Genomic DNA, 25,882 nt, shown 5'->3' with positions numbered 1-25,882 from the left:
TGCCATATATACAGCGGTAGAAGTTTTGTCAGAAACGTGCCCGCATAGCGTTAGCTTTGCTCTGCTGTCGAGAGGAGCACCTGTTGGCCGGAATTGGCTTCGATACACCGATGCAGTAGATACACAATACCTTGGTAATCCAAACCGCTGTGGTGTGTCAGGCCTATTTCACAGGTACGGCTTGAAGAATACCCCGCATCGCAATGCTGTACCGAGGATTTTAACGTGCGCAGGGCTGAAGCATTCAGTTCCGGAGTGCTAAAGCCTTTATCGCCGGCAAAGCCGCAGCAGGTAATCTGATCTGGAATGACCACCTTTTGGGCGCAGTGGCGGGCAATGCGCTCGAGTGTTGTCGCATGACCCATGCGGGTAGAACTGCAGGTGATATGAATAGCTACGGTTTCTGGCAGTGCTTTAAGTGTTAGCTTGGGTAATACGAACTGATCAATAAAATCGACCGAATCAAAGATATGAAACTGGCTTGCCAGCTGCTGTTGCAAGCGCAAGCTGCAGGGACTGGTATCGGAGTAGACGGGAATCTTGCCGCCTTCTGTATAAGCCAATAATAGGTCTTCTGTTTCCTGGCTTTTCTTGTTGGCTGCGCTAAACATGCCTTTGGACTGGAACGGCATGCCGCAACACTGACTTTCCAGTGGGCTTGGAATAATAACTTCAAAGCCTGCCTGCTGAAGAATAGCGATGGTGACCTCGGCAAGTGATGCCTGCTCCTTGCTGCCTCTTGCCGGACCCATGGTGCGGCTTGCGCAGCTAGGTAGGTAAACCACGCGAGGCTTCTCTGCTTCTGAGTTTGCGTTGATTTGAGGTAGTTTTTTGGCCGCTGTTGGCATGGCGGGCGTCCATTGTTGTAGACGATTGCCGCTTATGCGTCGCAGGCTATGGGTCAGGCCGGACATGATACGGCGTCCCAATAACCTGTGACTAAGATCAGCTATGCGGAATAGAAAACGGCTGGTACGAGTGACACCGGCATAGTGGCTGGCCAGCCAGTCGGCGAGTCCTGTCATGTTTTGATTATCTTGACTGCGAATATTGCGGGTCAGGTCGCCAGTGTTAATACCAACAGGGCAGGTGGTAGAGCACAGCCCGCAGGCGGCGCAGGTTTCATCGCCCTGGTACTTATATTCTTTGCGCAGCAGTGCAAGTTGCTGTGGGTTGTTGCCGGTGTGTTCCAAACGCGAAATTTCACGCCAGAGTACAATTCGTTGCCGTGGGGTAAGCGTGATATCTCTTGAGGGGCAGGTCGGCTCGCAAAACCCACATTCAATACATTTGTCTACCAATGGGTCAGCTGCGGGCATCGGTTTCAGGTTTTTCAGGTGCACCTGATTGTCACGGTTGAGTATGACGCCCGGACTTAGAATGTTATTTGGATCAAACAACGCTTTCAGCTGCCACATCAATTCATAGGCATCACTGCCCCATTCCAGCTCAACATAGGGTGCCATGTTACGTCCTGTGCCGTGCTCAGCTTTCAGGGAGCCGTTGTAGCGACCCACGACCAGTGCAGCGACATCATCCATCAGCCCCTGATAACGATCGATTTCGGCTTGGGTGTCAAATGCCTGGGTGAAAACAAAATGCAGGTTGCCCTCAAGCGCATGGCCAAAGATCAGGGCTTCGTCATAGTGCCATTTACGAAACAGCTCCTGTAGTTCATGAACGGCTTTAGCTAACTGCTCAACGGGAAATGCCACGTCTTCAATAATGACAGTGGTGCCTGTGTCTCTTATGGCACCCACAGCGGGGAACAGGCCCTTGCGAACACCCCAATAGCGGGCATTAACTTCAGGGTCAGTGGAAAACTCAATCGGTTGCGAGGTAGTCAGTCCACTTAATGTATTGCAGATTTCGGCAACCTGATTTTCCAGTTGCGCTGCATTTGGGGCTCGGGTTTCTACTAGAATGGCTGCGGCATCATCAGGCAGTTGTTTCATAAAGCCGGGCATGCCAGGTTTGTCTTCTACCGCTCTCAGGCCGGCCCGGTCGATCAATTCCACGGCCGCTACGGGTGTTGTCTTTAATAAACTGACGGCTTCGCAGCTGGTGTGTACTTTATCAAAAAAGATCAGAGCAGAGGCCTTATGTGGATGTTCATCCACCGTGTTGTAAGTAATGCTGGAGATGAATCCAAGGGTGCCTTCAGAGCCAATCATCAGGTGTTGCAGAATGTCGATTGGATCCTGGTAATCGATTAGGGCGTTCAAGGCATAACCGGTGGTATTTTTAAGGCGGTATTTGTGTTCGATTTTTTGCCGCAATTCGGTGTTGTCGCAGGTGTTCTCTGCTAATGACAACAGTCCTTGTAGCAGCTTCGCATGGGACTTTTTAAACGCGGTAATGCTTGCCAGGTCAGCGGTGTCCAGTACCGTACCGTCGGCTAAAACTACACGCATATTACGCAGGGTTCGGTAGCTGTTCTGCGCCGTACCACAGCACATTCCGCTGGCGTTATTGGCGGCAATACCACCAATTTTGGCGGTGTTTATCGATGCCGGGTCGGGGCCGATTTTTTTATTAAAGGGGGCCAGGTATTTGTTGGCATGCGCACCAATTACACCGGGTTGTAGAGTGATGCTGTTGGCGTCTGATGCAATGCTGTGGCCTTTCCAGCCATCTCCTAGTTGGATCAGGACTGAGTCGGTAATCGCCTGTCCGGATAAGCTGGTGCCTGCGGCTCGAAAGGTAACCGGTATCTGATAGTACTGAGCTGCCTGCAGTATTTGAATAATTTCAGGTTCAGATTCAATGCGTACTACTATCTTGGGGATTAATCTGTAAAAGCTGGCATCTGTTCCATAGGCCAGTGTGTGCAGAGGGTCAGTGAAAATTCGCTGCTCAGGGATAAATGCTTGTATTGAAGTCAGAAAGTGCGCGTGACTGGTGTTCATTAATCTCAAAGGCCTCTGGTGTGTGCCCACGTCAATTGGCTTTGGTACTGCCTGGAACAATACAGGCTGGTACTGTCGGCGGGTCGCATATGGAGTGTAGCGTGCCTGAACCTAAGTGCATCACTCTAGGCGCAAGGACAATAGTGGTAGTAATTTAAAACTGGTATTACCAATTTACCATCATGAATTAAGTTACTGTATTTTTTTTGCTCAGTTCGGTCAATGCCTTTTTTGTCTCATGCTTTTTATGTCACTTTAATTTAATGCATCTTTTATTCATGCTTAAAAACTTCAATGTTATTTTGCCTTGATTAAAAGAGGGCTTTTTGCGCATTATTGGTATTACCAATATATTGAGGGCGATTTTTAATGACTTATAAGCGTGTGCGTCAGCAGAAATTATCGGATGTAATTGCGCAGCAGATTGAGGAGATGGTGCTGGAGGGTGTGTTTATGCCTGGCGATCGGCTACCGGCTGAGCGCGAGTTGGCGGTGAGGTTTGAAGTGTCCCGACCGTCTATTCGAGAAGCCATTCAGAAGCTGGTGGCGAAAGGTTTGCTCGAAAGTCGTCAAGGCGGTGGCAACTTTGTGACTCATGATATTGGTAGCTCGCTATCGGATCCGTTACTTGATCTATTTCGACGTCATCCCGAGGCTCGCTATGACTTGTTAGAGTTTCGTCATGCGCTGGAAGGGGTTTCTGCTTACTATGCGGCTATGCGCGGAACCGCAGCAGACAAAGCAGCAATTCGTGACTGTTATGCTGAATTGCAGAAATGTCATGAGCAGAGTGAGATAGAGAAAGAGGTTGAGGCGGATGTGGCATTTCATCTTGCTATCGCATCAGCCACACACAACATGGTTTTATTACATATGATGCGTGCCCTGCTGAGTCTGCTTAGGGAGCATGTGTGGGATAACCTGAAGTATGTTTACCCGCGCCAGGCGCATCGGGAAAAGATTCATGCTCAGCACAAACTGTTGATGGGTGCTATTCTCGAAGGGGAGCCTGAACGCGCACGGCAGGCGGCATATGATCATCTGGCGTATGTTGAAGAAGCGCTCCTGGAAGGCGAAAGGGAAAATACCCGTTTGGAACGTGCCTTGCGGCGATCTAATTTACAAGCTGATCATTAATTGGTTTGTACTAAAACTACAAAATAAGACTATTTCCTTTCGTTATACCAAAGATATATCTGCTTGCTAGACCTTTAATATAATTTTTTGTAGTATTACTACATTACAACTAAAAACATCTCGGGAACTGCTGATTTACGCCGGTTATGTCCACCGGTCAGACGGTTCTCAAAGGTTTGCCAAGGCCGCGTTAACTTCAGAGTGGAGATAGTAAAGTGCAAGATTTGATTGATGATATCGATCCGGTAGAAACCAGTGAGTGGTTGGATGCCCTGGAATCCGTAGCAAAAAATGAAGGCGATGATCGTGCGCGCTATCTGTTGAGTCAGTTGGGGCGTAAAGCATCAGACTTGGGCGTCGACAGTTGTGAAGCAATGTCGTCTCCATACCGCAACACCATCAGTGTTAAAGATGAAGTGCGAATGCCGGGCGACTTGTTTATGGAGCGCCGTATTCGTTCATTTATTCGCTGGAATGCTATGGCAATGGTGATGCGGGCCAATGACAATGATGACGGCCTGGGTGGCCATATATCCTCATTTTCATCCTCAGCAACACTCTATGATATTGGTTTTAATTACTTCTTTCGCGGTAATGAGGGTGAGCAGGATGCGGATATGGTGTTCTTTCAGGGTCATATCTCCCCTGGGATTTATGCCCGTGCCTACCTTGAAGGCCGCTTGACTGAAGAGCAGTTGGATAATTTCCGTCGTGAAGTCGATGGTAATGGTCTGTCTTCTTATCCGCACCCCTGGTTGATGCCTGATTTTTGGCAATTTCCAACCGTGTCCATGGGTCTGGGGCCGATTCAGGCCATCTATCAGGCGCATGTCATGCGCTACCTTTCCGCACGCAGCCTGATTAATCGTGGGGACCGTAAAGTCTGGTGCTTTATCGGCGATGGTGAGTGTGATGAGCCGGAAACTCTGGGTGCTGTCTCTCTGGCGGGTCGCGAGCAGCTTGAAAATCTGATCTTTGTGATTAACTGTAACCTACAGCGTCTGGATGGTCCTGTTCGTGGTAACGGTAAGATCGTGCAGGAGCTGGAAGGCATGTTCCGTGGTGCCGGCTGGAATGTCATTAAATGCCTATGGGGTCGCCATTGGGATCCGCTGTTCGAGCGTGACGAAAAAGGTTTGTTGCAGAAACGCATGGATGAAGTCTGTGATGGTGAATTGCAGAACTATAAAGCCAACGGCGGTGCTTACACTCGCGAACACTTCTTCGGTAAATATCCTGAGCTGCTCGAGATGGTCAAGGATATGAGTGATACCGAAATCATGAACCTCAATCGAGGTGGTCATGACCCTTATAAAGTCTATGCTGCTTACCATGAGGCGGTCACCCATAAAGGTCAGCCGACGGTGATTCTTGCTCAGACCGTAAAAGGTTACGGTACTGGTAAGTCCGGCGAGGCAAAAAACGATACCCACTCGATGAAAAAAGTGGCTTTGGATGACCTGGTCGATTTTCGTGATCGTTTTAATATTCCTTTGCATGATGACCAGTTAAAAGCGGTGCCATATTATCGTCCGACGCCAGACTCGCCGGAAATGAAGTATATGTTTGAACGGCGCGAAAAATTGGGCGGTTTTTATCCGGTGCGCCGGACTGAATTTGAAAAGCTGGAAGTGCCAGGGCTGGATGATTTTGCTAGTCAGTTGAAAGACAGTGGCAAGCGTACCGCATCGACCCAGATGGTGCTGAACCGGGTGATGAGCACCTTGGTAAAAGACAAAAATATGGGTGAGCGTGTGGTGCCCATTGTGCCCGATGAGGCGCGTACCTTTGGTATGGAAGGTATGTTTCGGCAGTTGGGTATTTATACCTCTGAAGGGCAGAAGTATGTGCCGCATGACTCTGATCAGATCATGTACTACAAAGAGTCTAAAACCGGCCAGATTCTGGAAGAGGGCATCAATGAATCGGGGGCGTTTTCTGCCTGGTTGGCAGCGGCAACGTCCTATGCCAACAATAACTGCACCATGGTGCCATTCTATATCTTCTACTCTATGTTCGGTTTCCAACGGGTAATGGACCTGACCTGGGCCGCGGGTGATATGCAGGCGCGGGGCTTCCTGATTGGTGCAACCTCAGGCCGAACTACGCTTAACGGTGAAGGTCTGCAGCACCAGGATGGCCACAGTCACCTGTTGGCGCAGATGATTCCAAATTGTATTACTTATGATCCGACTTACGGTTATGAGCTGGCAGTGATAGTCCAGGATGGCCTGCGCCGGATGTATCAGGACCAGGAAAACTGCTTCTACTACATCACTACGATGAATGAGAATTACCATCACCCGGAAATGCCTGCAGGTGCTGAAGAGGGCATCATCAAAGGTATGTATTTGCTGCGTGAAGGTAAGGCCGGTGACATGCGTGTCCAGTTGATGGGCTGCGGTACGATTCTGCGAGAAGTGGAGGCCGCTGCGGATCTGTTGCGGGACGAGTTTGGGGTAGAGGCCGATATATGGAGCACCACCTCTATTAACGAACTGCGTCGTGATGCTCAGTCGGCAGAGCGTTGGAATATGCTGAACCCAGAGGCAGAACCGAAAAAAGCCTATATCACCACCTGCTTGGAAGATCGTCAGGGGCCGGTGATCGCTTCTACCGATTATGTTCGCCTGTATGCGGATCAGCTCCGTGAGTACATCCCGCACCGCTTCAAGGTACTGGGTACTGACGGTTTTGGCCGTTCTGATACTCGCGCTAAACTGCGCGGATTCTTTGAGGTGGACCGTTACTATGTAGTGGTTGCCGCCCTCAAGGCCCTCCAGGAAGAAGGCAAGTTAGAGGCTTCGGTTGTTGCCAAAGCCATGCAGAAGTTCAACCTGAATCCGGATAAACCGGCACCGTGGACTGTTTAAGTCTGCGTTGGACTTCAACTGGCTAATGAATCTGGAGGATTGAACGTGAGCATTATCACAATGAATATTCCTGACCTGTCCGGCGCAACTGATGTTGATGTTGTCGAGGTGTTGGTCAAAGACGGCGATACCGTAAACGAAGGCGATAGCCTGCTTGTATTGGAAACCGATAAAGCCTCTATGGAGGTGCCTGCAACAAAGGGCGGTACTGTGGTTTCCATGAAAATTAAAGAGGGTGACCAGGTCAATGAAGGTGATCTGATGCTGGAACTGGAAGCCGGTGCGGCATCGGCGCCAGCGGTAAGTGTTGCCCCTGAGCCTGTTCCCGCCGCGGCAGCGGCTGCACCTGCACCAGTGGCGGCGGCCCCTGCTGCTGGTGGCACTGAAAATGTGTTAATTCCTGATCTGTCTGGTGCGACTGATGTTGATGTTGTTGAGGTTCTGGTGAAGGACGGAGACAGTGTCAGCGAGGGGGACAGTCTTGTCGTGCTGGAAACCGATAAGGCTTCTATGGAAGTGCCTGCACCGAAATCTGGTGTCGTTGCCTCGATGAAAATCAAGGAAGGTGCTCAAGTGAATGAAGGTGACTTGTTGCTGGAGCTTACCGTAGCGGGAGCTGCGGCACCTGCAGCCGCTGAGTCTACATCCGCGTCAGCTGCAGTGCCGGCATCTGTAACGGCGGCTCCGGCAACTGGCGGGGGTAAGGCATCGGTGATGATTCCTGACCTATCCGGTGCTGCTGACGTAGATGTGGTAGAAGTGCTGGTTAAAGAGGGAGATAGCGTTGCTGAAGGTGATGGCCTGATCGTGCTTGAGACAGACAAGGCCTCTATGGAGGTGCCAGCAACTCAGGCGGGCGTTATTGTCGCCATGAAAATCAAAGAAGGCGATACTGTAAACGAAGGTGACCTCCTGCTGGAGCTAGACGTTGCAGGTGGCGCTCCGGCTTCGACTGCACAGTCTCAGTCAGCTGCGCCTGCAGTTCCTGCACCAGCGCCTGCTGCAGCGACCCCTGCGAAAGCACCTGCTGCGAGCAGTAAAGTTGATAGGGCAGCGCTGGAACAGAAAAACAAATCGGTACATGCCGGTCCTGCTGTTCGTGCAGTGGCGCGTGAATTTGGTGTCGACTTGGGTCTGGTGACTGGTACGGGCCCGCGTAACCGAATTTTGAAAGAAGATGTGCAGGCTTATGTTAAATCTACCCTGAAGACACTGAAGGACAAGCCGGCAGCTGCGGTGGCGTCCGGCAGCGGTATTCCGCCGATTCCTGAAGTAGATTTCAGTCAGTTCGGCGATGTCGAGCTGGAGAAAATGTCGAAGATTCACAAGCTAACTCGCGACAATATGTCTCGTTGCTGGCTGAATATTCCACATGTCACTCAGTTTGACAAAGCCGATATTACTGAACTGGAAGCTTTCCGTAAGGAGATGAAGGATGAGGCTGCTAAATCAGGAGTGAAACTGACTCCGCTGCCATTCATGATTAAAGCTGCGGCACTGGCGCTGAAAAATCATCCTAAATTTAATGCTTCTCTGCATGCAGATGGTGAACATATTGTCTTTAAGAAATATGTGAATATTGGCTTGGCGGTGGATACGCCGAATGGTTTGATGGTGCCTGTGATTAAGGATGCCGACCAGAAGAGTATTTACCAATTATCTCAGGAAGCCGTCGAGCTGGCGGGTAAAGCAAAAGACCGCAAGCTGAAGCCGAATGAGATGCAGGGTGCCTGCTTTACGATTTCCAGTCTGGGTGGCATCGGTGGTACCGGATTTACACCCATTGTTAATGCACCGGAAGTGGCAATTCTGGGTATTTCCAAAGCGGACATTGAGCCGCGTTGGAACGGAAAGGAGTTCGAACCGCGCCTGATGTTGCCGCTGTGTCTGTCCTATGATCATCGTGCCATTAATGGCAGTGATGCTGGGCGATTCCTGACTTACTTGAATGGCCTGTTGAGTGATATCCGTAGGCTTACGCTCTGACAAAATGGCTACAGCATAAATCCAGCGCCCCTTTTGGGGCGCTTTTTTTTATCTGCCAATGCCGTAATAGGTGAAACCCAGGCTTTGTGTTAACGCCTTATCCAGAAGGTTGCGGCCATCAATAATCAATGGCTGATGCATGCGGCTATGCATCTCTTCATATAGAGGAGAGCTGTATTCCGGCCACTCAGTCAGCAGCAGTAGTGCATCGCTCTGTTCCAAAGCATCATAGCTGTTATCGCAGAGCGTCAGGTTGTCTGCATCTGCAAAATACGCGCGAATAAGTGGTATGGCTTTAGGATCGTGCGCGCGTATTTGGCAACCCTGTGAAAGCAGGGTTTCGATGATCTTCAGGCTGGGTGCATGGTCTATGCTGGCGGTTCCGGGTTTGTACGACAGTCCCCAGATGCTGATGGTTTTGCCTGCCAGGTCACAGTTATAGTGACGCCATAGTTTGCGAAACGGTAGCTCTTTTTGTTTCTCGTTTTCCGACAGTACGGTTTCCAGTAGCTTGGAGCTGCGGCTTTCCAACATCAGTTCTGCCAGTGCTTCAATATATTGCTGGAAGTTGAGGCCACCAAAACCGCAGCCCGGATGCAGGTAGTGCGGGCCAATGCGGGGATCTGCGATCAGAGCATCGCGAATGGCTTCAATGTCCACGCCTAATTTGTCAGCAAGGTTGGCTAATTCGTTGATATACCCCAGGCGCAGTGCCAGCATGCCGGTGTTGGCAAATTTGGTGAACTCGGCCTCGCGGGCAGACATGACCATCCACTGTTTGAGGTTTTTGCTGAATGGGCGCATGAGTGCTTTCAGGGTCAGTTGCCCCCACTCATCGTCGCAACCAATAATAAGTGTTTCTGGTAGTTTGTAATTTCTGAGTGCCGTGCCTTCGGCCAGCATATCTGGTAGATATGCGACTAGCTGGTTTTTTTCTTTATCAAGTGATTCCTGTAGTTTGTCACTGCTGCCAACCCCAAAATTAGACTGATTTATGATCAGTAATTCTTGTTGGTGTTGCTGCGCTAAGGCGGTAACTAACCGGTTTGCTGTATCAAATTGATCGGGGTTGAGTGCCAACAGATGCAGCGGGTTGTGTAAACCGGCAGGTTCGGTCATTAGTTCGAGTCGCCCGGAGTCAAAACATTGCTGCAGTAGATCGGACAGTCCTGGTTCGCTGCGTGAGCGGGCTAGCAGTGCATCCAGAGTATCCTGGGTGTCGCCGCTAACCAGAAACACATGATTGCCGTTTTCCGCGAGCGCGGCGGCAGCGACCCAGGCAAAAAGTTGATTTCCCCATACCGTAATTTTCATGATGGTGTTTTCTGTCTGGCGCTGATTTCAGCCAGTAGTCCGTTGGTTGAAAGATCAAAATTATTGGTTTCGCTCGGCGATTCAAGGGACCCAAGTAGACTGGTAGCGACCTTTTTACCTAGTTCTACCCCCCACTGGTCGAACGGGTTGATATCCCATATCACTGCTTGTACAAATACTTTGTGCTCGTACATAGCAATTAACTGGCCCAGGCTGAAGGGTGTCAGCTCATCAAGCACCACTGTGGTACAGGGCTGGTTGCCGCGATAGCGTTTGTGGGGTGGTTCGGCTTCGGCATTTTCCAGGATCGAGTCCCCCAGTGCCAGCAGCCTCGATTGAGCCAGGCAGTTTGCCAGGTTAAGCCGGTGCTGATGCTGCAGCTCATCATTACCTGATTGGTGATAGCGCCGGGCTGCAACAATGAAGTCGCACATAACGGCTTCGGTGCCCTGGTGTAGTAGCTGGTAGAACGCATGCTGGGCATTGGTGCCTACCTCGCCCCACAGGATGGGGCAGGTATGAAAGTCAGCTATCTCGCCTGATCGTGTTACAGACTTGCCGTTGCTTTCCATCTCCAGCTGTTCAAGGTAAGCGGGCAGATGACCGAGTCGACCGTCATAAGGCAGAATCGCATGGGCATGGATGCCAAGGAAGTTAATATTCCAGATATCGATCAATGCCATCAAAACCGGCAGATTGTTGATAAAAGGTGTGCTTCTGAAGTGGATATCCATTGCATTGGCACCTGCCAGCAGCTCCTTGAAACCATGCATGCCGAGTTTTAGTGCGATGGGCAGGCCGATTGCAGACCACATCGAGTAGCGCCCCCCCGTCCAGTCCCAAAATTCGAGTTGGTTGCTTTCTGGTATGCCCCATTCGCTGGCTTTTTCGGTGTTCGCTGTTACCGCGATAAAATGCCGCGCGGTTAGCATGTCGTCTGTGGTGGTGTGGCCTGATTTTCTTAGCCATTCCCTCGCCGTAGCGGCATTGGCTAGCGTATCGATGGTGGTGAAAGACTTGGATGCCAGAATAAACAGTGTGCGGGCCGGGTTGAGCTGGCTAAGCAGCTCGGACAGCTGGCTGCCATCCATGGATGAAACGAAGTGAACTTGCACCGGGTTTGCTGCACTGTTCTGGCATTCCGCTAGCGCTTTGCATGTCATCAGTGGGCCTAGATCAGACCCGCCAACGCCTATATTGACGATGGTGTTGATGGAGTGGCCGGTAAAACCCCGCCACTGACCTTGGTGAATGCGCCGGACAATACGGTCCATCTGGTCGAGGTTGTCATGGACTGAGGCCATGATGTCCTGACCATTCAGTTCAAGACTGGGTAGGCGCGGTGCCCTTAATGCAGTATGTAGGGCAGGGCGTTGCTCTGAACTGTTAACTGGTTGACCGGTAAACAAATCTTCAATCCAGGCAGCCAGTCCGGCAGATGTAGCCAGATTATCGAGCAGAGCAAGTGTGTGGTCGGTAATGCGTTGTTTAGACAGGTCGAGTAACACCTGGTCTGCTCTGAATGTCAGGCTGTCGAAACGGTGAGTGTCTGCGGTAAACAAGTCCCGTATATGTTGTTCTGAAAGGTCAGTGGCATGTTTGTCCAGAGCCTTCCAGGAGTCATTTGAAGATCTTATCGGCATCGTTCAGCTTCTTGACTGGTAGTATAGCGTAGCGCTAAAGGGTCAATGTCTGCAGAAAGGCTTTCAGCGCACCTGCTGTTTCGGGGTGTTGCAAACCATATACTACATTAGCTTCTAGGTAACCCGCCTTATTGCCGCAGTCGTAAGTTTTGCCGCGCATATTGAAAGCTTGTAGCCTGCCTTGCTCCAGATAAGCCGCTAAGGCATCAGTCAGTTGGATCTCTCCACCAGCGCCGGGGGCGGTGGTTTTCAACAGCTGCATGATGCTGCCCGGCAGTAGGTACCGACCGTTAATGCTGAGATTAGAGGGGGCTTCTTCAATGCTCGGTTTTTCAACCATCCGGATAATATCTGCGGCGCTACCTGCCGCCACTGTTACGCCAGCGCAGTCGACAATACCGTAGCGATCAACTTGATGCTCTGGCACCGGTTCGACCATGATCTGGCCAACCCCTGACTGCTCATAGGCTGCTACCATATCCGCTAGGTCGCATTGATCTTGGGCTGCAGAATGAATCAGCATATCCGGCAGTAATACGGCAAAATCCTGATCGCCAATTTGTGATTCTGCACATAGCACCGCATGTCCTAACCCCAGTGCCTGGTGCTGTCTGACGGCAGTAAGGCTGACATCGGAGGGTAGAATATCTTGCACCTGAGCCAGTGCTGCAGTTTTGCCTTTGCGGGCCAGTTCAGATTCCAGCTCATAGTGGCAGTCAAAGTGGTCTTCTATACTGGCTTTGCCTGAGCGGGTCACCAGAATGATCTCTTTAATACCGGCGCTGATCGCTTCTTCTATAACATATTGAATAACAGGCTTATCGACGACGGGCAGCATCTCTTTTGGGATCGATTTGCTGGCAGGTAATACACGGGTGCCCAGACCGGCGACAGGAATGATCGCTTTGGTGATTTTTTGCATACGTTTCCCTCTGAAAGCTTCTGGCAAGGCTCATGGTAAAGGCCTTGAATTATGCTTGGATATTGCTGTGCACAATGGCAGGTTCTCATCTTATCATGCTCTAAATAAAGATGTTTATTGGTTGTTGGCAGTGGGTTCTGGCTTTCATGCTGGTAAACTCGAACGGCAATGTGGCTCGTGGTGTTTCTCTGCGTGCAGGGTGGAAAAGCAGATGGCAATTGGTTTTTTAATATTATTGGGTTTTCAGTTGGCCGGAGAGTTGTTGGTGCGGTGGCTTGATGTGCCCATCCCCGGTTCTGTCGTGGGTATGGTGCTGTTGTTTGTTGGCCTGCTGTTGGTGCAAGACGTGCCGGAAGGACTGCGCCTGGTCAGTAACGGCCTGTTAAGAGTGTTGCCGCTGTTATTGGTGCCGGCTGGGGTGGGTATCATGCAGTATCTTGATCTGCTGGCAGAGGCATGGGCAGAGCTGTTGATTGCTTTGTCGGTCAGTACGTTTATTACTTTGTTGCTTGTGGCTGCGGTGCTGAAAAAGATGATGCCAAATGATGAAGAGCAGCAAAACTGATGCTGGACTGGAGTGCCGTTCAGCCGTTACCGGCTCTTTGGCTGGTGGTCACGCTTATCGTCTTTTTGCTGGCGAGTTGGGTAAACGCCAAAGCGGGTAGAAGCCCATTCCTGCATCCAGTGCTGGTTTCTCTAAGCTTGATTATTCTGCTGCTGATAGCGTCAGGCACTGGTTATCGGACTTATATGTTGGGTGGCCAATATATTCATTTTTTGCTGGGTCCCGCAGTGGTCGCATTGGCAGTGCCGCTCTATGATAACCGGGCGATGATCAGACGCATCTGGTTACCGCTGTTGATCGGCTGTTTGTCGGGTGCTGTTCTGGCGGCCGTTTCGGTTTTACTGGTCGGCATGATTTTGGGGCTGGAGCGAGAGATGTTGCTCTCCTTGGCGCCGAAATCTGTCACTTCACCCATTGCTATCGCAGTTGCGGAAAAGCTGGGCGGTTACGGTTCACTGGCTGCGGGTCTAGTATTGATTACCGGAGCGCTTGCTTGCCTGTTTGCTCCCTGGGTGTATCGCTTGTTGAAGGTTGATAATCCAGCAGTGAAAGGCTTTGCTCTGGGGGTTGGTGGGCATGCCATGGGTACCGCTTTTGCCTTCGAATATGGCGTGATGGCGGGTGCCTTTGCCGGGCTGGCGATGGCTATGACTGGTGCCTTTACGGCTTTCTTTTTGCCTTTTTTGGTTGTTCTCCTGGGGCTTTAGCCTCATCCTTATGTTGCAGTTGCTAAATTGCGATAGCGCCGGTAAAGTTCGCGCTGGCTGAAAATTCACCACTTTTAAGTTCGAAAATCATGACTCCACTGGAACGCTATAAGCAGGATCTCACGCGGGATGATTTTTCCTATGACCCCGCTCAGGAGATGGCTGTTAAACATTTGCAGCGTTTATATGATGACCTGACGGCCCGGCCTGCGGCTCCTGAGGGTGGTCTTTTGAAACGTCTGACAGGTAAGTTGAAAAAGCCAGAGCCGGTTGAACCACTTCAGGGCTTGTATTTCTGGGGTGGTGTAGGGCGCGGCAAAACTTACCTAATGGATACCTTCTTCGACAGTCTGCCCTTTGAACAGAAGACGCGTACGCACTTTCATCGTTTTATGCAGCGAGTGCATCAGGAGCTGAAAGCTCTGGGTGGTACACCAAATCCTCTGGTGGAAATTGGTAAAAAGTATGCGGCAGAAACCCGCATCATCTGTTTTGATGAATTTTTTGTCACTGATATCACCGATGCCATGATTCTGGGCGGTCTACTGCAGGAGCTGTTCCGTAATGGTGTTTCCCTGGTGGCGACATCCAATATTGTGCCGGATGGTTTATATAAGAACGGTCTGCAACGTGCGCGTTTTCTGCCAGCAATTGACCTGCTGAACCAGTATACCGAAGTGGTGAATGTGGATGGTGGTGTGGATTACCGGTTGCGAGCCTTGCAGCAAGCCGAGTTATACCACAGTCCGCTGGATGATAAGGCTGACGACAGTCTGCGGGAAAGTTTTGAAAGCCTGGCACCGGATCTGCAGGAGCTGGTCATAGCTGAAGAGCTGGATATCAATGGCCGTATTATGCGCAGCCGGCGTTGCTGTGAAGATGTGGTGTGGTTTGATTTTAAAGAGATCTGCGAAGGTCCGCGATCCCAGAACGATTATATTGAGCTGGCGAAAATCTTTCATGCGGTGCTGGTCAGTAATGTGCCACCGCTTGGCCGCAGTAATGATGATGCCGCGCGGCGTTTTATTAATATGGTTGATGAGTTCTATGACAGTGGCGTTAAGCTGATTTTGAGTGCTGAAAAACCGATCCACGAGATCTATTCAGAAGGGCGGTTGGAGTTTGAAATAGAGCGCACCAAAAGCCGCCTGCTCGAGATGCAGTCGCATGAATATCTGGCGCGCGAACACCGAGCATAAAGCCTGATATTTTTTATTGAGTTCTATAGTGATCGGCTGTAGAATCTCGCCTCCTCAAATTTCCCGTTAAGTTTGAGGGTAATGAATGCGTTGTCGGCTTGACTGACAACAAATAATTATAAGCCAGGCCGGTTGAGCTGTTGCTGAGCTAGGTCTGAGAGAAACAGGTAACAGAGATGAAAACATTCGTCGCTAAGCCAGCCGAAGTAAAACGCGACTGGTACGTTGTTGACGCAGAGGGTAAAACTCTGGGTCGTCTGGCTACTGAAATTGCCCGCCGTCTGCGTGGCAAGCATAAGCCTGAATACACTCCTCACGTGGATACTGGTGATTACATTGTTGTAGTCAACGCTGAAAAAGTAGGCGTTACCGGTAACAAGCGTAAAGATAAAATTTACTATCACCACACTGGCTTTCCAGGTGGTTTGAAAGAAGCCTCTTTCGAAAAGATGGTAGAGACTTTCCCTGAGCGCACTATCGAGCTGGCTGTTAAAGGCATGCTGCCAAAAGGCCCTCTGGGTCGTGCTATGTACGCCAAGTTGAAAGTGTACGCCGGTGCTGAACATCCGCACCAGGCTCAGCAGCCTAAAGAACTGACTATCTAAGGGGAAGTTGATTATGTCTACTACACAGTATTACGGTACAGGTCGTCGTAAAACTTCTACTGCACGAGTTTTCCTGCGTCCAGGCACTGGCACTATCACTATTAATGACCGCACTATCGAAGAATACTTCGGTCGTGAGACTGCACGTATGATCGTACGTCAGCCATTGGAACTGACCAACAACACAGAGAGCTTTGACGTGTTCGTTACCGTTAAAGGCGGTGGTGGTTTTGGTCAGGCAGGTGCGATCCGTCACGGTATCACTCGTGCCCTGATGGAATATGATGAAACTCTGCGCCCAGCTCTGCGTGAAGCTGGCTACGTTACCCGTGACGCTCGTATGGTTGAGCGTAAGAAAGTCGGTCTGCGTAAAGCGCGTAAGCGTCCTCAGTTCTCCAAGCGTTAAGCTGGAAGACTTCGGTCCAACGTTTCAAGAAGCCTGTCCGCATGCGGACGGGCTTTTTTTTATCTACTGCGTTGCGTCAATACTTTGGCCTAAGACAGGGGCTTTTGGGCGTAATTCACCTTGTAACGCATGGGTATTTTCATTACTATTTGGGCCATTTTGAAGAGACGTGATTTCGGGCTTTTAAATTCTTAGCGGCCAAAATGGGTCCGGCAGGGTTCGGGCGACAATAAGGTCGATTGAGGGGAGAAATATTTAATGAGCAATGATGGCGTGAACAAGGGGCGGCGCCGTCTCCTTATCGGCGCAACTTCCGCAGTAGGTGCGGTGGGTGCTGTAGGAGTGGCTGTCCCATTCGTGGCTTCCTGGGCGCCGAGTGCTAAGGCAAGAACTGCCGGTGCACCTGTCAAGGTGGATATTAGTAAATTAGAAGCGGGTCAGCAGATGGTGGTCAGTTGGCGTGGTAAGCCGGTGTGGGTTCTTCGTCGTAGCGAAGAAACTTTGGCAAACTTGGCTAAACTATCAAATCTACAAGATCCGAATTCTGAAAATTTAGCACAGCAGCCTGAATATATTCCACAAACACCTGCCCGTTCTATACGTGACGATATTACTGTCTTGGTAGGTATTTGTACGCATCTGGGTTGTTCTCCGACGCATCGTCCAGAATTGGCACCTGCTGATCTTGGTGATGACTGGGTTGGTGGTTATTACTGCCCGTGCCATGGTTCTCGCTTTGATTTATCTGGTCGTGTAATGAATGGTTCCCCGGCCCCAAGTAACCTGGTGATTCCACCGCATCACTATGAAAGTGATAACGTGATCATTGTTGGTGTAGATCAGGAGGTTGCGTAATGGCTGGTACTCGGAATAAAGGCAACCCTGGCCTGATGGGCTGGATTGATGATCGCTTCCCGGCGACTGCCATGTGGGAAGATCACCTGTCTAAATACTACGCACCAAAGAACTTCAACTTTTGGTATTTCTTTGGTTCCCTGGCGCTATTGGTGCTGGTTAACCAGATTCTGACTGGTATCTGGCTGACCATGTCTTACAACCCGTCAGCAGAAGGTGCGTTTGCATCTATCGAATACATCATGCGTGATGTGGAATATGGCTGGCTGTTGCGTTACATGCACTCCACCGGCGCCTCTGCCTTCTTTGCTGTGGTTTATCTGCACATGCTGCGTGGCATGATGTATGGCTCGTACCGCAAACCGCGTGAGCTGGTATGGCTGTTTGGTATGACCATCTATCTGGCACTGATGGCAGAAGCCTTTATGGGTTACCTGCTGCCTTGGGGTCAGATGTCTTATTGGGGTGCTCAGGTAATTGTATCCCTGTTCTCTGCGGTACCGGTGATCGGTCCTGATCTGGCTGAGTGGATTCGTGGTGATTACCTGATTTCTGGTATTACCCTGAACCGTTTCTTCTCCCTGCACGTTATTGCGCTGCCGATCGTGCTGCTGGCCTTGGTGGTTCTGCACATTATTGCGCTGCATGAAGTGGGTTCTAATAACCCTGACGGTGTTGAGATCAAAGAGAAGAAAGATGAGAACGGCGTGCCGCTGGATGGTATCCCATTCCACCCGTACTACACAGTCAAAGATATTGTTGGCGTTGTGGTCTTCCTGTTTGTCTTTAGTGCAATCATTTTCTTCTTCCCTGAAGGCGGTGGTTATCTGATTGAAGCACCAAACTTTGAACCGGCTAACCCGCTGAAAACGCCAGCACATATTGCGCCTGTCTGGTACTTCACGCCTTTCTACGCCATGCTGCGTGCAATTCCGCCGATCTTGGGTTCTCAGTTCCCGGGTGTGGTTGTCATGGGTGGTGCAATTGCCATTCTGTTTGTGCTGCCTTGGCTCGATCGTAGTCCGGTTAAGTCGATCCGTTACAAGGGTATGGCGAGTAAGATTATGTTGGTAATCTTCTGCATTAGCTTTGTGATTTTGGGTTACCTTGGTGTTGTGGCATCTAGCCCAGGACGCACAGTTGTTGCCCAGATCTGTACTGCGCTTTATTTCTTGTACTTCTTTGCTATGCCGTTCTACACCAAAATGGAAAGTACTAAACCAGTTCCAGAAAGGGTTACAGGCTGATGAAAAAGTTTTTAATCACATTAGTAATGGCGGTGCTGCCTCTTACAGCTAATGCCGCTGGTGGTTCTGGTCACCTGGACCACATGGATGTTGATCTGCATAACCAGGCATCATTGCAGCGCGGCATGAAAACCTTTGTTAACTACTGCATGGGTTGTCACTCTGCTCAGTACCAGCGTTTTGAGCGTGCTGCTATTGACCTGGGTATGGATCCTGAACTGGTGCAAGAGCATTTGATCTTTGGTGATCAGAAAGTCGGTGAGCAGATGACTATTGCTATGTCTGCTGGCGACGCGGGTAAGTGGTTTGGTAACCCTCCACCTGACCTGACTCTGGAGGCGCGTCTGCGCGGCCCAGATTGGATCTACACCTACCTGCGTAGCTTTTATGCCGATGATAGCCGTCCATGGGGCGTCAACAATGCGGTATTCAAGGATGTAGGTATGCCAAACGTGCTGGCGCCTCTACAGGGTGTGCAAATTGCAACCTGTTCCCATGAGGAAATGGCGTTGCATGGTATGCGTGGTGAGGGAGTTGATCCTCTGACTAACCTGCCGTTGAATAGCTGTTCCAGCATTGTTAAGGGAACCGGTGAGCTGAGCCCTGAAGAGTTTGATAAGGTAGTATATGACCTTGTTAACTTTATGGCTTACATCGGTGAGCCGTCCAAACTGGACTCTCATCGCATCGGCACCTACGTGCTGATCTTCCTGGTACTGTTCTTCTTTGTCGCATTTGCGCTGAAGAAAGAGTACTGGAGAGACGTTCACTAAAATACGTGTGATATAATCAGACGGTATTTTTCCGGCGCGGCCCCCGTTAGGTGGCCGCGCATCTGCTTTGAAGGGGTTTCATCAATGGGTGTTGTCGCTAAACGTTCTTCCATGTGTTTCTACTCGAACGGTGAAGACCAATATAGCCACCGGGTACGTATCGTGCTGGCTGAGAAAGGTGTTGCTGTTGAAGTATATGACTGTGATGAGAGTAATCTGCCGGAGGATCTGACTTCGGTAAATCCTTATAATAGTCTGCCGACACTGTTAGATCGGGACCTGGTGCTGTTTGAGCCCAACGTGATGATGGAGTATCTGGATGAGCGTTTTCCTCACCCACCGTTGTTGCCAGTATATCCGGTAGCGCGTGCAGAAAGTCGTCTGTATATCTATCGTATCCAGCGTGACTGGTGTGACTTGGCCGATACCATTGTGCAAGGTATGCGTGACGGAGATCCAGCAGCTATTGAGGCAGCCCGTAAGGAGTTGCGCGATAGTTTGGTGTCTACGGCACCTATTTTCGCTGAAAAACCTTATTTCATGAGCGAAGAATTTACCTTGGTTGATTGTTGTCTCGCCCCGTTATTATGGCGCTTGCCAGTATTGGGCATCGAGTTGCCAGAGGGGCCATGTAAACCACTGCTGCGCTACATGGAACGTTTATTTGAGCGTGAGGCATTTCAGCTGAGTTTGTCCGAAGCTGAGCGTGAAATGCACGATTGATCCACTGCAATGCAGAAAAAGGGATGTTAAAGCATCCCTTTTTTATTGCTGGTAACGGCAGTAAATGTTCCTGTACAGTGAGCAGGCGCACAAAAAGTGTGAGTAGCTCACGGAGGAGGTAATCATGAAACCCAGTCGTCCTTATATTGCCAGGGCCTTGTATAGCTGGTTGTTAGACTGCGATTTGACGCCGCATATCGTGGTTGATACCACGCAAGAAGGTGTTCAGGTGCCTGGACAATTTGTCGAGAATGGTCAGATTGTCCTAAATATTGCACCTGGCGCTGTGCAGGGGTTAATCATGGATGATCAGGTAATAGAGTTTAGTGCCCGGTTTTCAGGCCAGCCAATGCAGGTCTATGTGCCTTTAGCTGCCCTGTTGGCATTGTATGCCAGGGAAAATGGGCAGGGTATGGTGTTTGGTCAAGAGCCTGCCGCTGAATATTACCTGCAGGCCGCGCCGGTAGCCGGAGAGCCAAGTGCCAGCGAACGGAATACAGAAACCTCAGGCCGGCCTGCTAAGAAGCCAACCCTGAAAGTTGTTAAATAAAAAAGGGAGGCATGCCTCCCTTTTTTGTTGCTGAACAAACTCAGTCGATATATTCAAACACCTTCACAATCTTCTCTACGCCAGCAATACCGCGTACGATACTGACTGCCCGATTGGCTTCTGCCTGGGTCATCAAGCCCATTAAGTAGACGGTACTGCTATCGGTAACCACTTTTATCCGTGAGCCATCGACCTGACTATTGGTGAGTAACTGTGCCTTCACCTTAGTGGTAAGCCAGGCATCGTTGGTACGGGATAATGCTGACGAGACACCTGAAATTTTAATTTCATTATTGATGCGGCGAACTTTTTTTACATTGCTGACAACCTGCTCAGCCTCCTGGCGAGCCCGGTCCGAGGGTGCCTGGCCGGTCAGCAACACGATGCCGTTATAGCTGGTCACGCTGATATTCGAGGCAACCAGCTCGGCGCTGCCTTTTTTCAGGTTTACCAGCGACAGGGTTTCAATGATTTCATCATCTACGTAAGCACCTACCGTGCGTGCGGTACGCTCCTGGGCAATGGGTTGTTCCCGTGTCGCGCTGATCAGATCGGAACATCCGGACAGTGCGATGGTTGTGGACAAGGTTATCAATAACAGAGCTGTGCTTTTCTTCATGATCAGGTTTCGCTTCCAAACAGTTGGTAATCAATTAAATCGCAGAGAATGTGCAGCACCATCAGATGCGAGTGGTGTACCAGTGCCCGATCTTGGCTTGGGATGCAAATCTCCACTTCGTCGGGGCTTAACAGTGCGGTGATATCCCCGCCATCATTGCCATTCAGGGCAATCACACTCATATCCCGGTCATGTGCTGCTTGAATTGCCTGAACCAGATTACTGGAGCGGCCACTTATCGACAGCAGTAATAAAATATCACCCGGCTGTCCCAGTGCATGTATCTGCTTGGCCTGAGCATCAATAAAGCTGCCATCCTCTGAAATGGCGCTCATGGTGGCACCGTCGGTGCTCAGGTTAATTGCGGGCAGTCCGGGCCTCTCTTGCTGAAAACGGCTCATTAGCAAGGTTGTGAAGTGCTGTGAAAGCGCGGATGACGCGCCGTTGGCGCAGCACAAGATCTTGTGCTCATTGACTAAGCAGTGCAGCAGAAGTTCACTGGCATGGGCGATCAGAGGCGTGTATTGCTCAATGGTGATCGCGTTGATCTCCATCGAGTTGTGAAAGTGGCTAACGATGCGATCCTGAAGTTCCATAGTATGGGCTTCTGTTTCTAGGCTTGAAAGGCATCTTTATACCATACCGGATGCAGGCCTGCTTCACTTGCCTCAAAAGCTATCACATCGAAGCGACAGGTTGGTGTGTGCCCTTGGGGTTGTTGACTGAGGTAATGCATTGCAGTGCGAATGATTTTTTGCTGTTTTTGGCGGCTGACAGAAGCAGCAGCACCGCCAAATGTCTGGCTTGACCGATAACGCACTTCCACAAAGAGTAGGATGTCTCCCTGCAGCATGATCAGATCTATCTCACCGAAGCGGCAGTGGTAGTTACGGCTGCGTAGTCTGCAGCCGTGACGTGCCAGTAGCTTTTCTGCGATTTTTTCGGCGTCCTTGCCGCGTTGTTTGCGATCCATGCATGATCCTATTCAATAAGTTGAGGTACTCCATCCCGGAATCTGGCCCAGAGGAGGGTGCGCACTATTTCACCACGTGTATTGATGCTTAATTGCCCGGTCTCACCTTGAATTTGTGTGCCGGGCACGGCTTGTAGCTGGTTTAAGTAAGGGTATACATGGTAGGCATCCAGACCTAATGCGTATAGACGTCCAAACCGGCTTTCCGCATTGGCGCGTTGCTGGGTAAGCAAAATTTTATCTTGGCTGGGTGGCTGTAGTGTCCAGGGCGAGGCGCAGAAGTGAATACCGTTTAAATCCTGATCAAGTACTGGATTTTGGCTGCCGCTGTATACATGCGAGCTGGCGTAAATGGGCAAATCGCCGGCAAAATTGAAGGCTAGGATCGGTTTAATCTGACGAGCGTCATTCGGTAGCGCGGTTAGGTAGATGGCGTCGATATCAGTACGGCGATGCTCTTCAAATTCCAGCTTTATTCCCGGCAGACGTTGTTTTAGCGCTTTAAATCGACTCTGGCTGGCATCAGTATTGAGCAGGCTGGCAATGCTGCCGGCAAATGTATCGATGTTGCCGAGTTGAGTTTGGGTAATCACTTTGCCCCCCAGTTCTGTGAACTGTTGGTTAAATGCCGAGGCAATTCGGCTGCCCCATTCTGTGGCGGGCGTAATGCTGGCGACTTGGCGGTGGCCATCCTGCCACATTTTTGTTGCCGCCTGGCGTGCCTCGTCTTCGGCTGACAGGCCAAACTGAAACAGCTGGGCCGCGCTTGGTCCTTCGCTATAGTTCAGTGCCAGGACGGGAGAGGTGAGTGTGCCCTGGTCGGCTAACTGGATGACAAACTCTTTGTCCAGAGGCCCGATAATTAGATCGATTTCCAGCGTGTTGAGCAGTGGTATCAGCTGGAATGGGCTATTTATCTGGCTGGAGTCCAAAAATAGCAGTTCCGGCTTCGTCAAGGAGCCATCTCTGAAATGAGCCTGCAGAATTCCCTCTTTAATCGCGGTTGCGGGTCCGCTGAGTTGTCCGCTATTGGGTAGCAGCACTGCTACTTTTTGAGCGTTTAGCTGAGCTGTATTCATGTTGCTGAGCTGGCTGGGCGGTAAAGCGTTGGCTGGATGATCAGTCCAGAGTGCTTGCCAGCGCTGCAAGGCCTGGTTTTGGCTGTCCAGTGCGGTGTTGCTGAGCAACGTCATTGCCAGTTCCAGCCAGCCTTGTTCAAAGTAGCTGTTGGTGCCTGACTGAATAAGTTGGCGCAGGGTGTCTGGGTTAAATTGGAGTAATAGATCCCAGATTCGGTCGTGCAGAGGCTGCTGTTCTGCAGCAGGTGTGAGCAGGGCAATTTTGATCAGTTCGCGGACTTCGCTCAGTGGATCATTTTGTTGTTGGTAGGCTTCGGCTCTCAGCTCACGGTATTCAATGGCCTGTGCTGCTGGGTAATCGTTGCTGCTTGCTTCCGGAATTTGGTCGAGGTAAATCAATGCTTGTCTGGCATCGCTCTGTTCCAGAGCCGCTTTAGCTTTGAGTTTGGCGATATCAAAGCGCAGGGAGGGTGTCAGCAGTGACAGATCAATTTGATCGAGCACGGAAAGCGCGCGTTGTTTTTCGTTCAGCGTGAGCAGCAGCTTGGCAGCCTCCATGCGCAGTTCTGCGGCACGGATGGGTTTGGCGCTGGTGGACTGTTTCAGTAGTGACTCAACTTGGTTTTCCGGCGTGGCATCTTCGACCGTAGGGCGCGGCAGGTTGTTACTACAGGCGGAAATTACTAGAACACAGAGGGTTAACAGAGACAGTCGGTAGCTAAATTTCATATACTTCTCAATCCGGATTTGAGGATAGTGTCCGTCATGTTGGAATCTGCACTGTACGTTGTTGCCACCCCGATTGGAAATCTAGAGGATATGTCTCCCCGTGCGGTGGAAACGCTCAAGGCGGTGGCAGTTATTGCAGCCGAAGATACCCGTCATACCGCCCGTTTGCTGGCGCATTTCAATATAGATACCCGGCTGATCTCTGTGCACGAACACAATGAACGTCAGCGAATCGATACGATTGTACACCAGCTGGAAAGTGGTGCCAGTGTCGCTTTGGTTTCGGATGCAGGAACGCCGCTGATTTCAGATCCTGGTTATGTGGTGGTGCGTGAAATTCGTAAAGCAGGCTTTCGTGTCGTGCCTATTCCTGGTTGTGTGGCGTTTGTGGCAGCCCTGTCGGCTGCGGGTTTGCCCACGGACCGGTTCGTCTTCGAAGGATTCCTGCCTGCAAAAAGCAGTGCTCGCAAGCAGTATTTGCAGAATCTGGCCGCAGAGCCGCGCACTCTGGTGTTTTATGAATCGCCACACCGGATTCTTGCATCGCTGCAGGATATGCGTCAGGTGTTTGGTGGCGAGCGGGTTGTGGCAGTGGCACGTGAATTAACCAAAACTTATGAAACCATTCGGGCAGATCAACTGACTGAATTGATTGCTTGGATGGAAGCTGATAGCAATCAGCAGCGCGGTGAATTTGTTGTGTTGGTGCAAGGGGTGGCTAAAGAGAAATCTCCGGAGGCTGATCAACGCTCTATTGAGGTGCTTGATATTTTGCTGGCGGAGTTGCCGGTGAGTCAGGCGGCCGCTCTGGCTGCCAAACTGACGGGGATAAAGAAAAAGACTCTGTATCAATTGGCATTGGAAAAGCAGGCTGAGGATGAGTAAATCAGCTCGCGCCGACCGCAGAGTTTTGGTAGTCTTGCCGCCGAGAGTTCACCAGACAGTCGCTGCTTATTTATAAGTGGAGGAAAGTCCGGGCTCCAATGGGCAAGGTGCCAGATAACGTCTGGGCGGCGTGAGCCGACGGCCAGTGCAACAGAAAATATACCGCCTAAGCACCCTCGGGTGCCGGTAAGGTTGAAATGGTGCGGTAAGAGCGCACCGCGTGGGTGGCAACACCTCACGGCAAGGTAAACCCCACCCGGAGCAAGACCAAATAGGAACCCAATAGGCGTGGCCCGCGCTGGGTTCGGGTAGGTCGCTTGAGGTGCATGGTGACGTGCATCCCAGATGAATGACTGTCCTAGACAGAACCCGGCTTATCGGTGAACTCTCGTTTTTCCTCCTTCTGCTTTATCTATGCCTATTTAAGCTTCTTGGGCCTTTAAGCCCCGTGTCCCGTGGCACTCATCATGAGTGTGGCTGCATTAGCGTCTCATCTATGCGTATATTTTTTTGCGCTTATTCATTTTTAAATTATTGATTTATATAGGATATTATGAATTTCTTAGGCTTTTGTTTGGCCTAAAAATACGCGGTGTGTTTTTTTCTTAAGCGGCAGGGATTGTCCTTGCTTTACATGTTGTTAATTTCTATAGTGTGCTTTAGTGGGATAAAGTGGGTAAAAGTGGGATATTTTGATTTATATGTGGGTTAGCGAGTAGATATGTTTAGAGGTGTTAATCAAATCAACCTCGATGCCAAAGGGCGGATGGCAGTGCCGTCGCGTTATCGCGACCGGCTTGTTGACTGCTGTGGCGGACAGTTGGTTGCTACGATTGATACCGAAGAGCGTTGCCTGCTGCTGTATCCCCTGCCTGAATGGGAGGAGATTCAAGAGAAAATTGAATCTCTGCCTAGCTTTAATCCAGCTGCTCGCCGGATTCAGCGGTTGTTGATCGGTCATGCCACCGATCTGGACCTGGACGGCAGCAGTCGTGTGTTACTGCCTGCGCCACTGCGGGAATATGCCGAACTGGACAAAAAGGTTGTGTTGTTGGGGCAGGGGCAGAAGTTTGAAATCTGGAGTGAGGAGCGCTGGCTGGCAACCCGCGACAGCTATTTAGCACTGGCTGAAGAAGGAACAGCACTGCCTGATGAACTTTTAAATCTTTCACTCTGATATGGG

The 25,882-nt window shown here is 50.6% G+C and carries 23 protein-coding genes and 1 other RNA gene; 16 read left to right on the top strand and 8 right to left on the bottom strand.

Annotated elements, in window-relative coordinates; translation table 11 throughout:
- Positions 1-50 precede the first annotated feature (50 nt).
- Positions 51-2,909, bottom strand: coding sequence for an FAD-binding and (Fe-S)-binding domain-containing protein (locus tag ACFVYJ_RS11605; RefSeq protein WP_419414890.1), 2,859 nt, complete (start codon positions 2,907-2,909; stop codon positions 51-53).
- 369 nt (positions 2,910-3,278) lie between these two features.
- Between ACFVYJ_RS11605 and ACFVYJ_RS11600 the strand changes: the two genes are divergently transcribed.
- The 3 genes from ACFVYJ_RS11600 (at position 3,279) to aceF (ending at position 8,905) form a co-directional block, all read left to right on the top strand.
- Positions 3,279-4,046 (top strand): FCD domain-containing protein, encoded by a 768-nt coding sequence (locus ACFVYJ_RS11600; protein ID WP_419414891.1) that lies wholly within the window; start codon positions 3,279-3,281, stop codon positions 4,044-4,046.
- Between the two features lie 215 nt (positions 4,047-4,261).
- A complete protein-coding gene (gene aceE, locus ACFVYJ_RS11595; RefSeq protein ID WP_419414892.1) occupies positions 4,262-6,919 on the top strand; it encodes a pyruvate dehydrogenase (acetyl-transferring), homodimeric type in 2,658 nt (885 codons plus the stop codon).
- A gap of 45 nt (positions 6,920-6,964) precedes the next feature.
- Positions 6,965-8,905, top strand: coding sequence for a dihydrolipoyllysine-residue acetyltransferase (gene aceF / locus ACFVYJ_RS11590; protein ID WP_419414893.1), 1,941 nt, complete (start codon positions 6,965-6,967; stop codon positions 8,903-8,905).
- Between the two features lie 48 nt (positions 8,906-8,953).
- Here aceF and ACFVYJ_RS11585 read toward each other — a convergent pair whose 3' ends face one another.
- Genes ACFVYJ_RS11585 through galU form a run of 3 tightly spaced genes read right to left on the bottom strand, consistent with a single transcriptional unit; the run spans position 8,954 to position 12,784 of the window.
- Positions 8,954-10,219: a nucleotide sugar dehydrogenase gene (locus ACFVYJ_RS11585; RefSeq protein ID WP_419414894.1), complete on the bottom strand. Its 1,266-nt coding sequence runs from the start codon at positions 10,217-10,219 to the stop codon at positions 8,954-8,956.
- Positions 10,216-11,862, bottom strand: coding sequence for a glucose-6-phosphate isomerase (gene pgi / locus ACFVYJ_RS11580; protein ID WP_419414895.1), 1,647 nt, complete (start codon positions 11,860-11,862; stop codon positions 10,216-10,218). Before pgi ends, ACFVYJ_RS11585 begins: the two co-directional genes overlap by 4 nt.
- A 34-nt stretch (positions 11,863-11,896) precedes the next feature.
- On the bottom strand, positions 11,897-12,784 hold the full coding sequence (gene galU, locus ACFVYJ_RS11575) for a UTP--glucose-1-phosphate uridylyltransferase GalU (RefSeq protein WP_419414896.1): 888 nt from the start codon (positions 12,782-12,784) through the stop codon (positions 11,897-11,899).
- A gap of 211 nt (positions 12,785-12,995) precedes the next feature.
- Between galU and ACFVYJ_RS11570 the strand changes: the two genes are divergently transcribed.
- The 10 genes from ACFVYJ_RS11570 to ACFVYJ_RS11525 all read left to right on the top strand — a co-directional run bounded on the left by ACFVYJ_RS11570 (position 12,996) and on the right by ACFVYJ_RS11525 (position 20,414).
- A complete protein-coding gene (locus tag ACFVYJ_RS11570) occupies positions 12,996-13,349 on the top strand; it encodes a CidA/LrgA family protein (RefSeq protein WP_419414897.1) in 354 nt (117 codons plus the stop codon).
- Positions 13,349-14,056: an LrgB family protein gene (locus tag ACFVYJ_RS11565; RefSeq protein ID WP_419414898.1), complete on the top strand. Its 708-nt coding sequence runs from the start codon at positions 13,349-13,351 to the stop codon at positions 14,054-14,056. Before ACFVYJ_RS11570 ends, ACFVYJ_RS11565 begins: the two co-directional genes overlap by 1 nt.
- Positions 14,057-14,145: 89 nt before the next feature.
- Complete coding sequence (gene zapE / locus ACFVYJ_RS11560; RefSeq protein WP_419414899.1) at positions 14,146-15,255, top strand: cell division protein ZapE; 1,110 nt, start codon at positions 14,146-14,148, stop codon at positions 15,253-15,255.
- Between the two features lie 176 nt (positions 15,256-15,431).
- Positions 15,432-15,860 (top strand): 50S ribosomal protein L13, encoded by a 429-nt coding sequence (rplM, locus tag ACFVYJ_RS11555; protein WP_419414900.1) that lies wholly within the window; start codon positions 15,432-15,434, stop codon positions 15,858-15,860.
- A gap of 13 nt (positions 15,861-15,873) precedes the next feature.
- Positions 15,874-16,266, top strand: coding sequence for a 30S ribosomal protein S9 (gene rpsI / locus ACFVYJ_RS11550; RefSeq protein WP_419414901.1), 393 nt, complete (start codon positions 15,874-15,876; stop codon positions 16,264-16,266).
- Positions 16,267-16,524: 258 nt separating this feature from the next.
- Entirely contained in the window at positions 16,525-17,121 is a 597-nt protein-coding gene (gene petA, locus ACFVYJ_RS11545; RefSeq protein ID WP_419414902.1) for a ubiquinol-cytochrome c reductase iron-sulfur subunit, read from the top strand.
- Complete coding sequence (locus tag ACFVYJ_RS11540; protein ID WP_419414903.1) at positions 17,121-18,368, top strand: cytochrome b; 1,248 nt, start codon at positions 17,121-17,123, stop codon at positions 18,366-18,368. Before petA ends, ACFVYJ_RS11540 begins: the two co-directional genes overlap by 1 nt.
- Complete coding sequence (locus ACFVYJ_RS11535; RefSeq protein WP_419414904.1) at positions 18,368-19,141, top strand: cytochrome c1; 774 nt, start codon at positions 18,368-18,370, stop codon at positions 19,139-19,141. Before ACFVYJ_RS11540 ends, ACFVYJ_RS11535 begins: the two co-directional genes overlap by 1 nt.
- Before the next feature lie 84 nt (positions 19,142-19,225).
- Positions 19,226-19,864, top strand: coding sequence for a glutathione S-transferase N-terminal domain-containing protein (locus ACFVYJ_RS11530; protein ID WP_419414905.1), 639 nt, complete (start codon positions 19,226-19,228; stop codon positions 19,862-19,864).
- Positions 19,865-19,988: 124 nt separating this feature from the next.
- Entirely contained in the window at positions 19,989-20,414 is a 426-nt protein-coding gene (locus ACFVYJ_RS11525) for a ClpXP protease specificity-enhancing factor (protein ID WP_419414906.1), read from the top strand.
- A 40-nt stretch (positions 20,415-20,454) separates the two neighbouring features.
- Here the strand turns inward: ACFVYJ_RS11525 and ACFVYJ_RS11520 are convergent, their stop codons facing one another.
- The 4 genes from ACFVYJ_RS11520 to ACFVYJ_RS11505 are packed head-to-tail and all read right to left on the bottom strand — an operon-like array spanning position 20,455 to position 23,814.
- On the bottom strand, positions 20,455-21,033 hold the full coding sequence (locus ACFVYJ_RS11520) for a BON domain-containing protein (protein WP_419414907.1): 579 nt from the start codon (positions 21,031-21,033) through the stop codon (positions 20,455-20,457).
- 2 nt (positions 21,034-21,035) lie between these two features.
- Positions 21,036-21,629: an SIS domain-containing protein gene (locus ACFVYJ_RS11515; RefSeq protein ID WP_419414908.1), complete on the bottom strand. Its 594-nt coding sequence runs from the start codon at positions 21,627-21,629 to the stop codon at positions 21,036-21,038.
- 17 nt (positions 21,630-21,646) lie between these two features.
- Positions 21,647-22,006, bottom strand: a complete 360-nt coding sequence (locus tag ACFVYJ_RS11510; RefSeq protein WP_419414909.1) for a YraN family protein — start codon at positions 22,004-22,006, stop codon at positions 21,647-21,649.
- Positions 22,007-22,014: 8 nt separating this feature from the next.
- Complete coding sequence (locus tag ACFVYJ_RS11505) at positions 22,015-23,814, bottom strand: penicillin-binding protein activator (RefSeq protein ID WP_419414910.1); 1,800 nt, start codon at positions 23,812-23,814, stop codon at positions 22,015-22,017.
- A 36-nt stretch (positions 23,815-23,850) separates the two neighbouring features.
- Here ACFVYJ_RS11505 and rsmI point away from each other — a divergent pair, with 36 nt between their 5' ends.
- From rsmI to mraZ, 3 genes are all read left to right on the top strand, one after another.
- Positions 23,851-24,699: a 16S rRNA (cytidine(1402)-2'-O)-methyltransferase gene (gene rsmI, locus ACFVYJ_RS11500; protein ID WP_419414911.1), complete on the top strand. Its 849-nt coding sequence runs from the start codon at positions 23,851-23,853 to the stop codon at positions 24,697-24,699.
- Positions 24,700-24,742: 43 nt separating this feature from the next.
- Positions 24,743-25,092, top strand: an RNA gene (gene rnpB, locus ACFVYJ_RS11495) — RNase P RNA component class A.
- Positions 25,093-25,420: 328 nt separating this feature from the next.
- Positions 25,421-25,876, top strand: a complete 456-nt coding sequence (gene mraZ / locus ACFVYJ_RS11490) for a division/cell wall cluster transcriptional repressor MraZ (RefSeq protein ID WP_419414912.1) — start codon at positions 25,421-25,423, stop codon at positions 25,874-25,876.
- The last annotated feature ends 6 nt before the right edge of the window (positions 25,877-25,882 follow it).

The organism is Pontibacter sp. JAM-7, from assembly GCF_048548695.2.
Lineage (GTDB): Bacteria > Pseudomonadota > Gammaproteobacteria > Pseudomonadales > Balneatricaceae > Neptuniibacter.
This window is presented reverse-complemented; position numbering and strand designations above follow the sequence as displayed.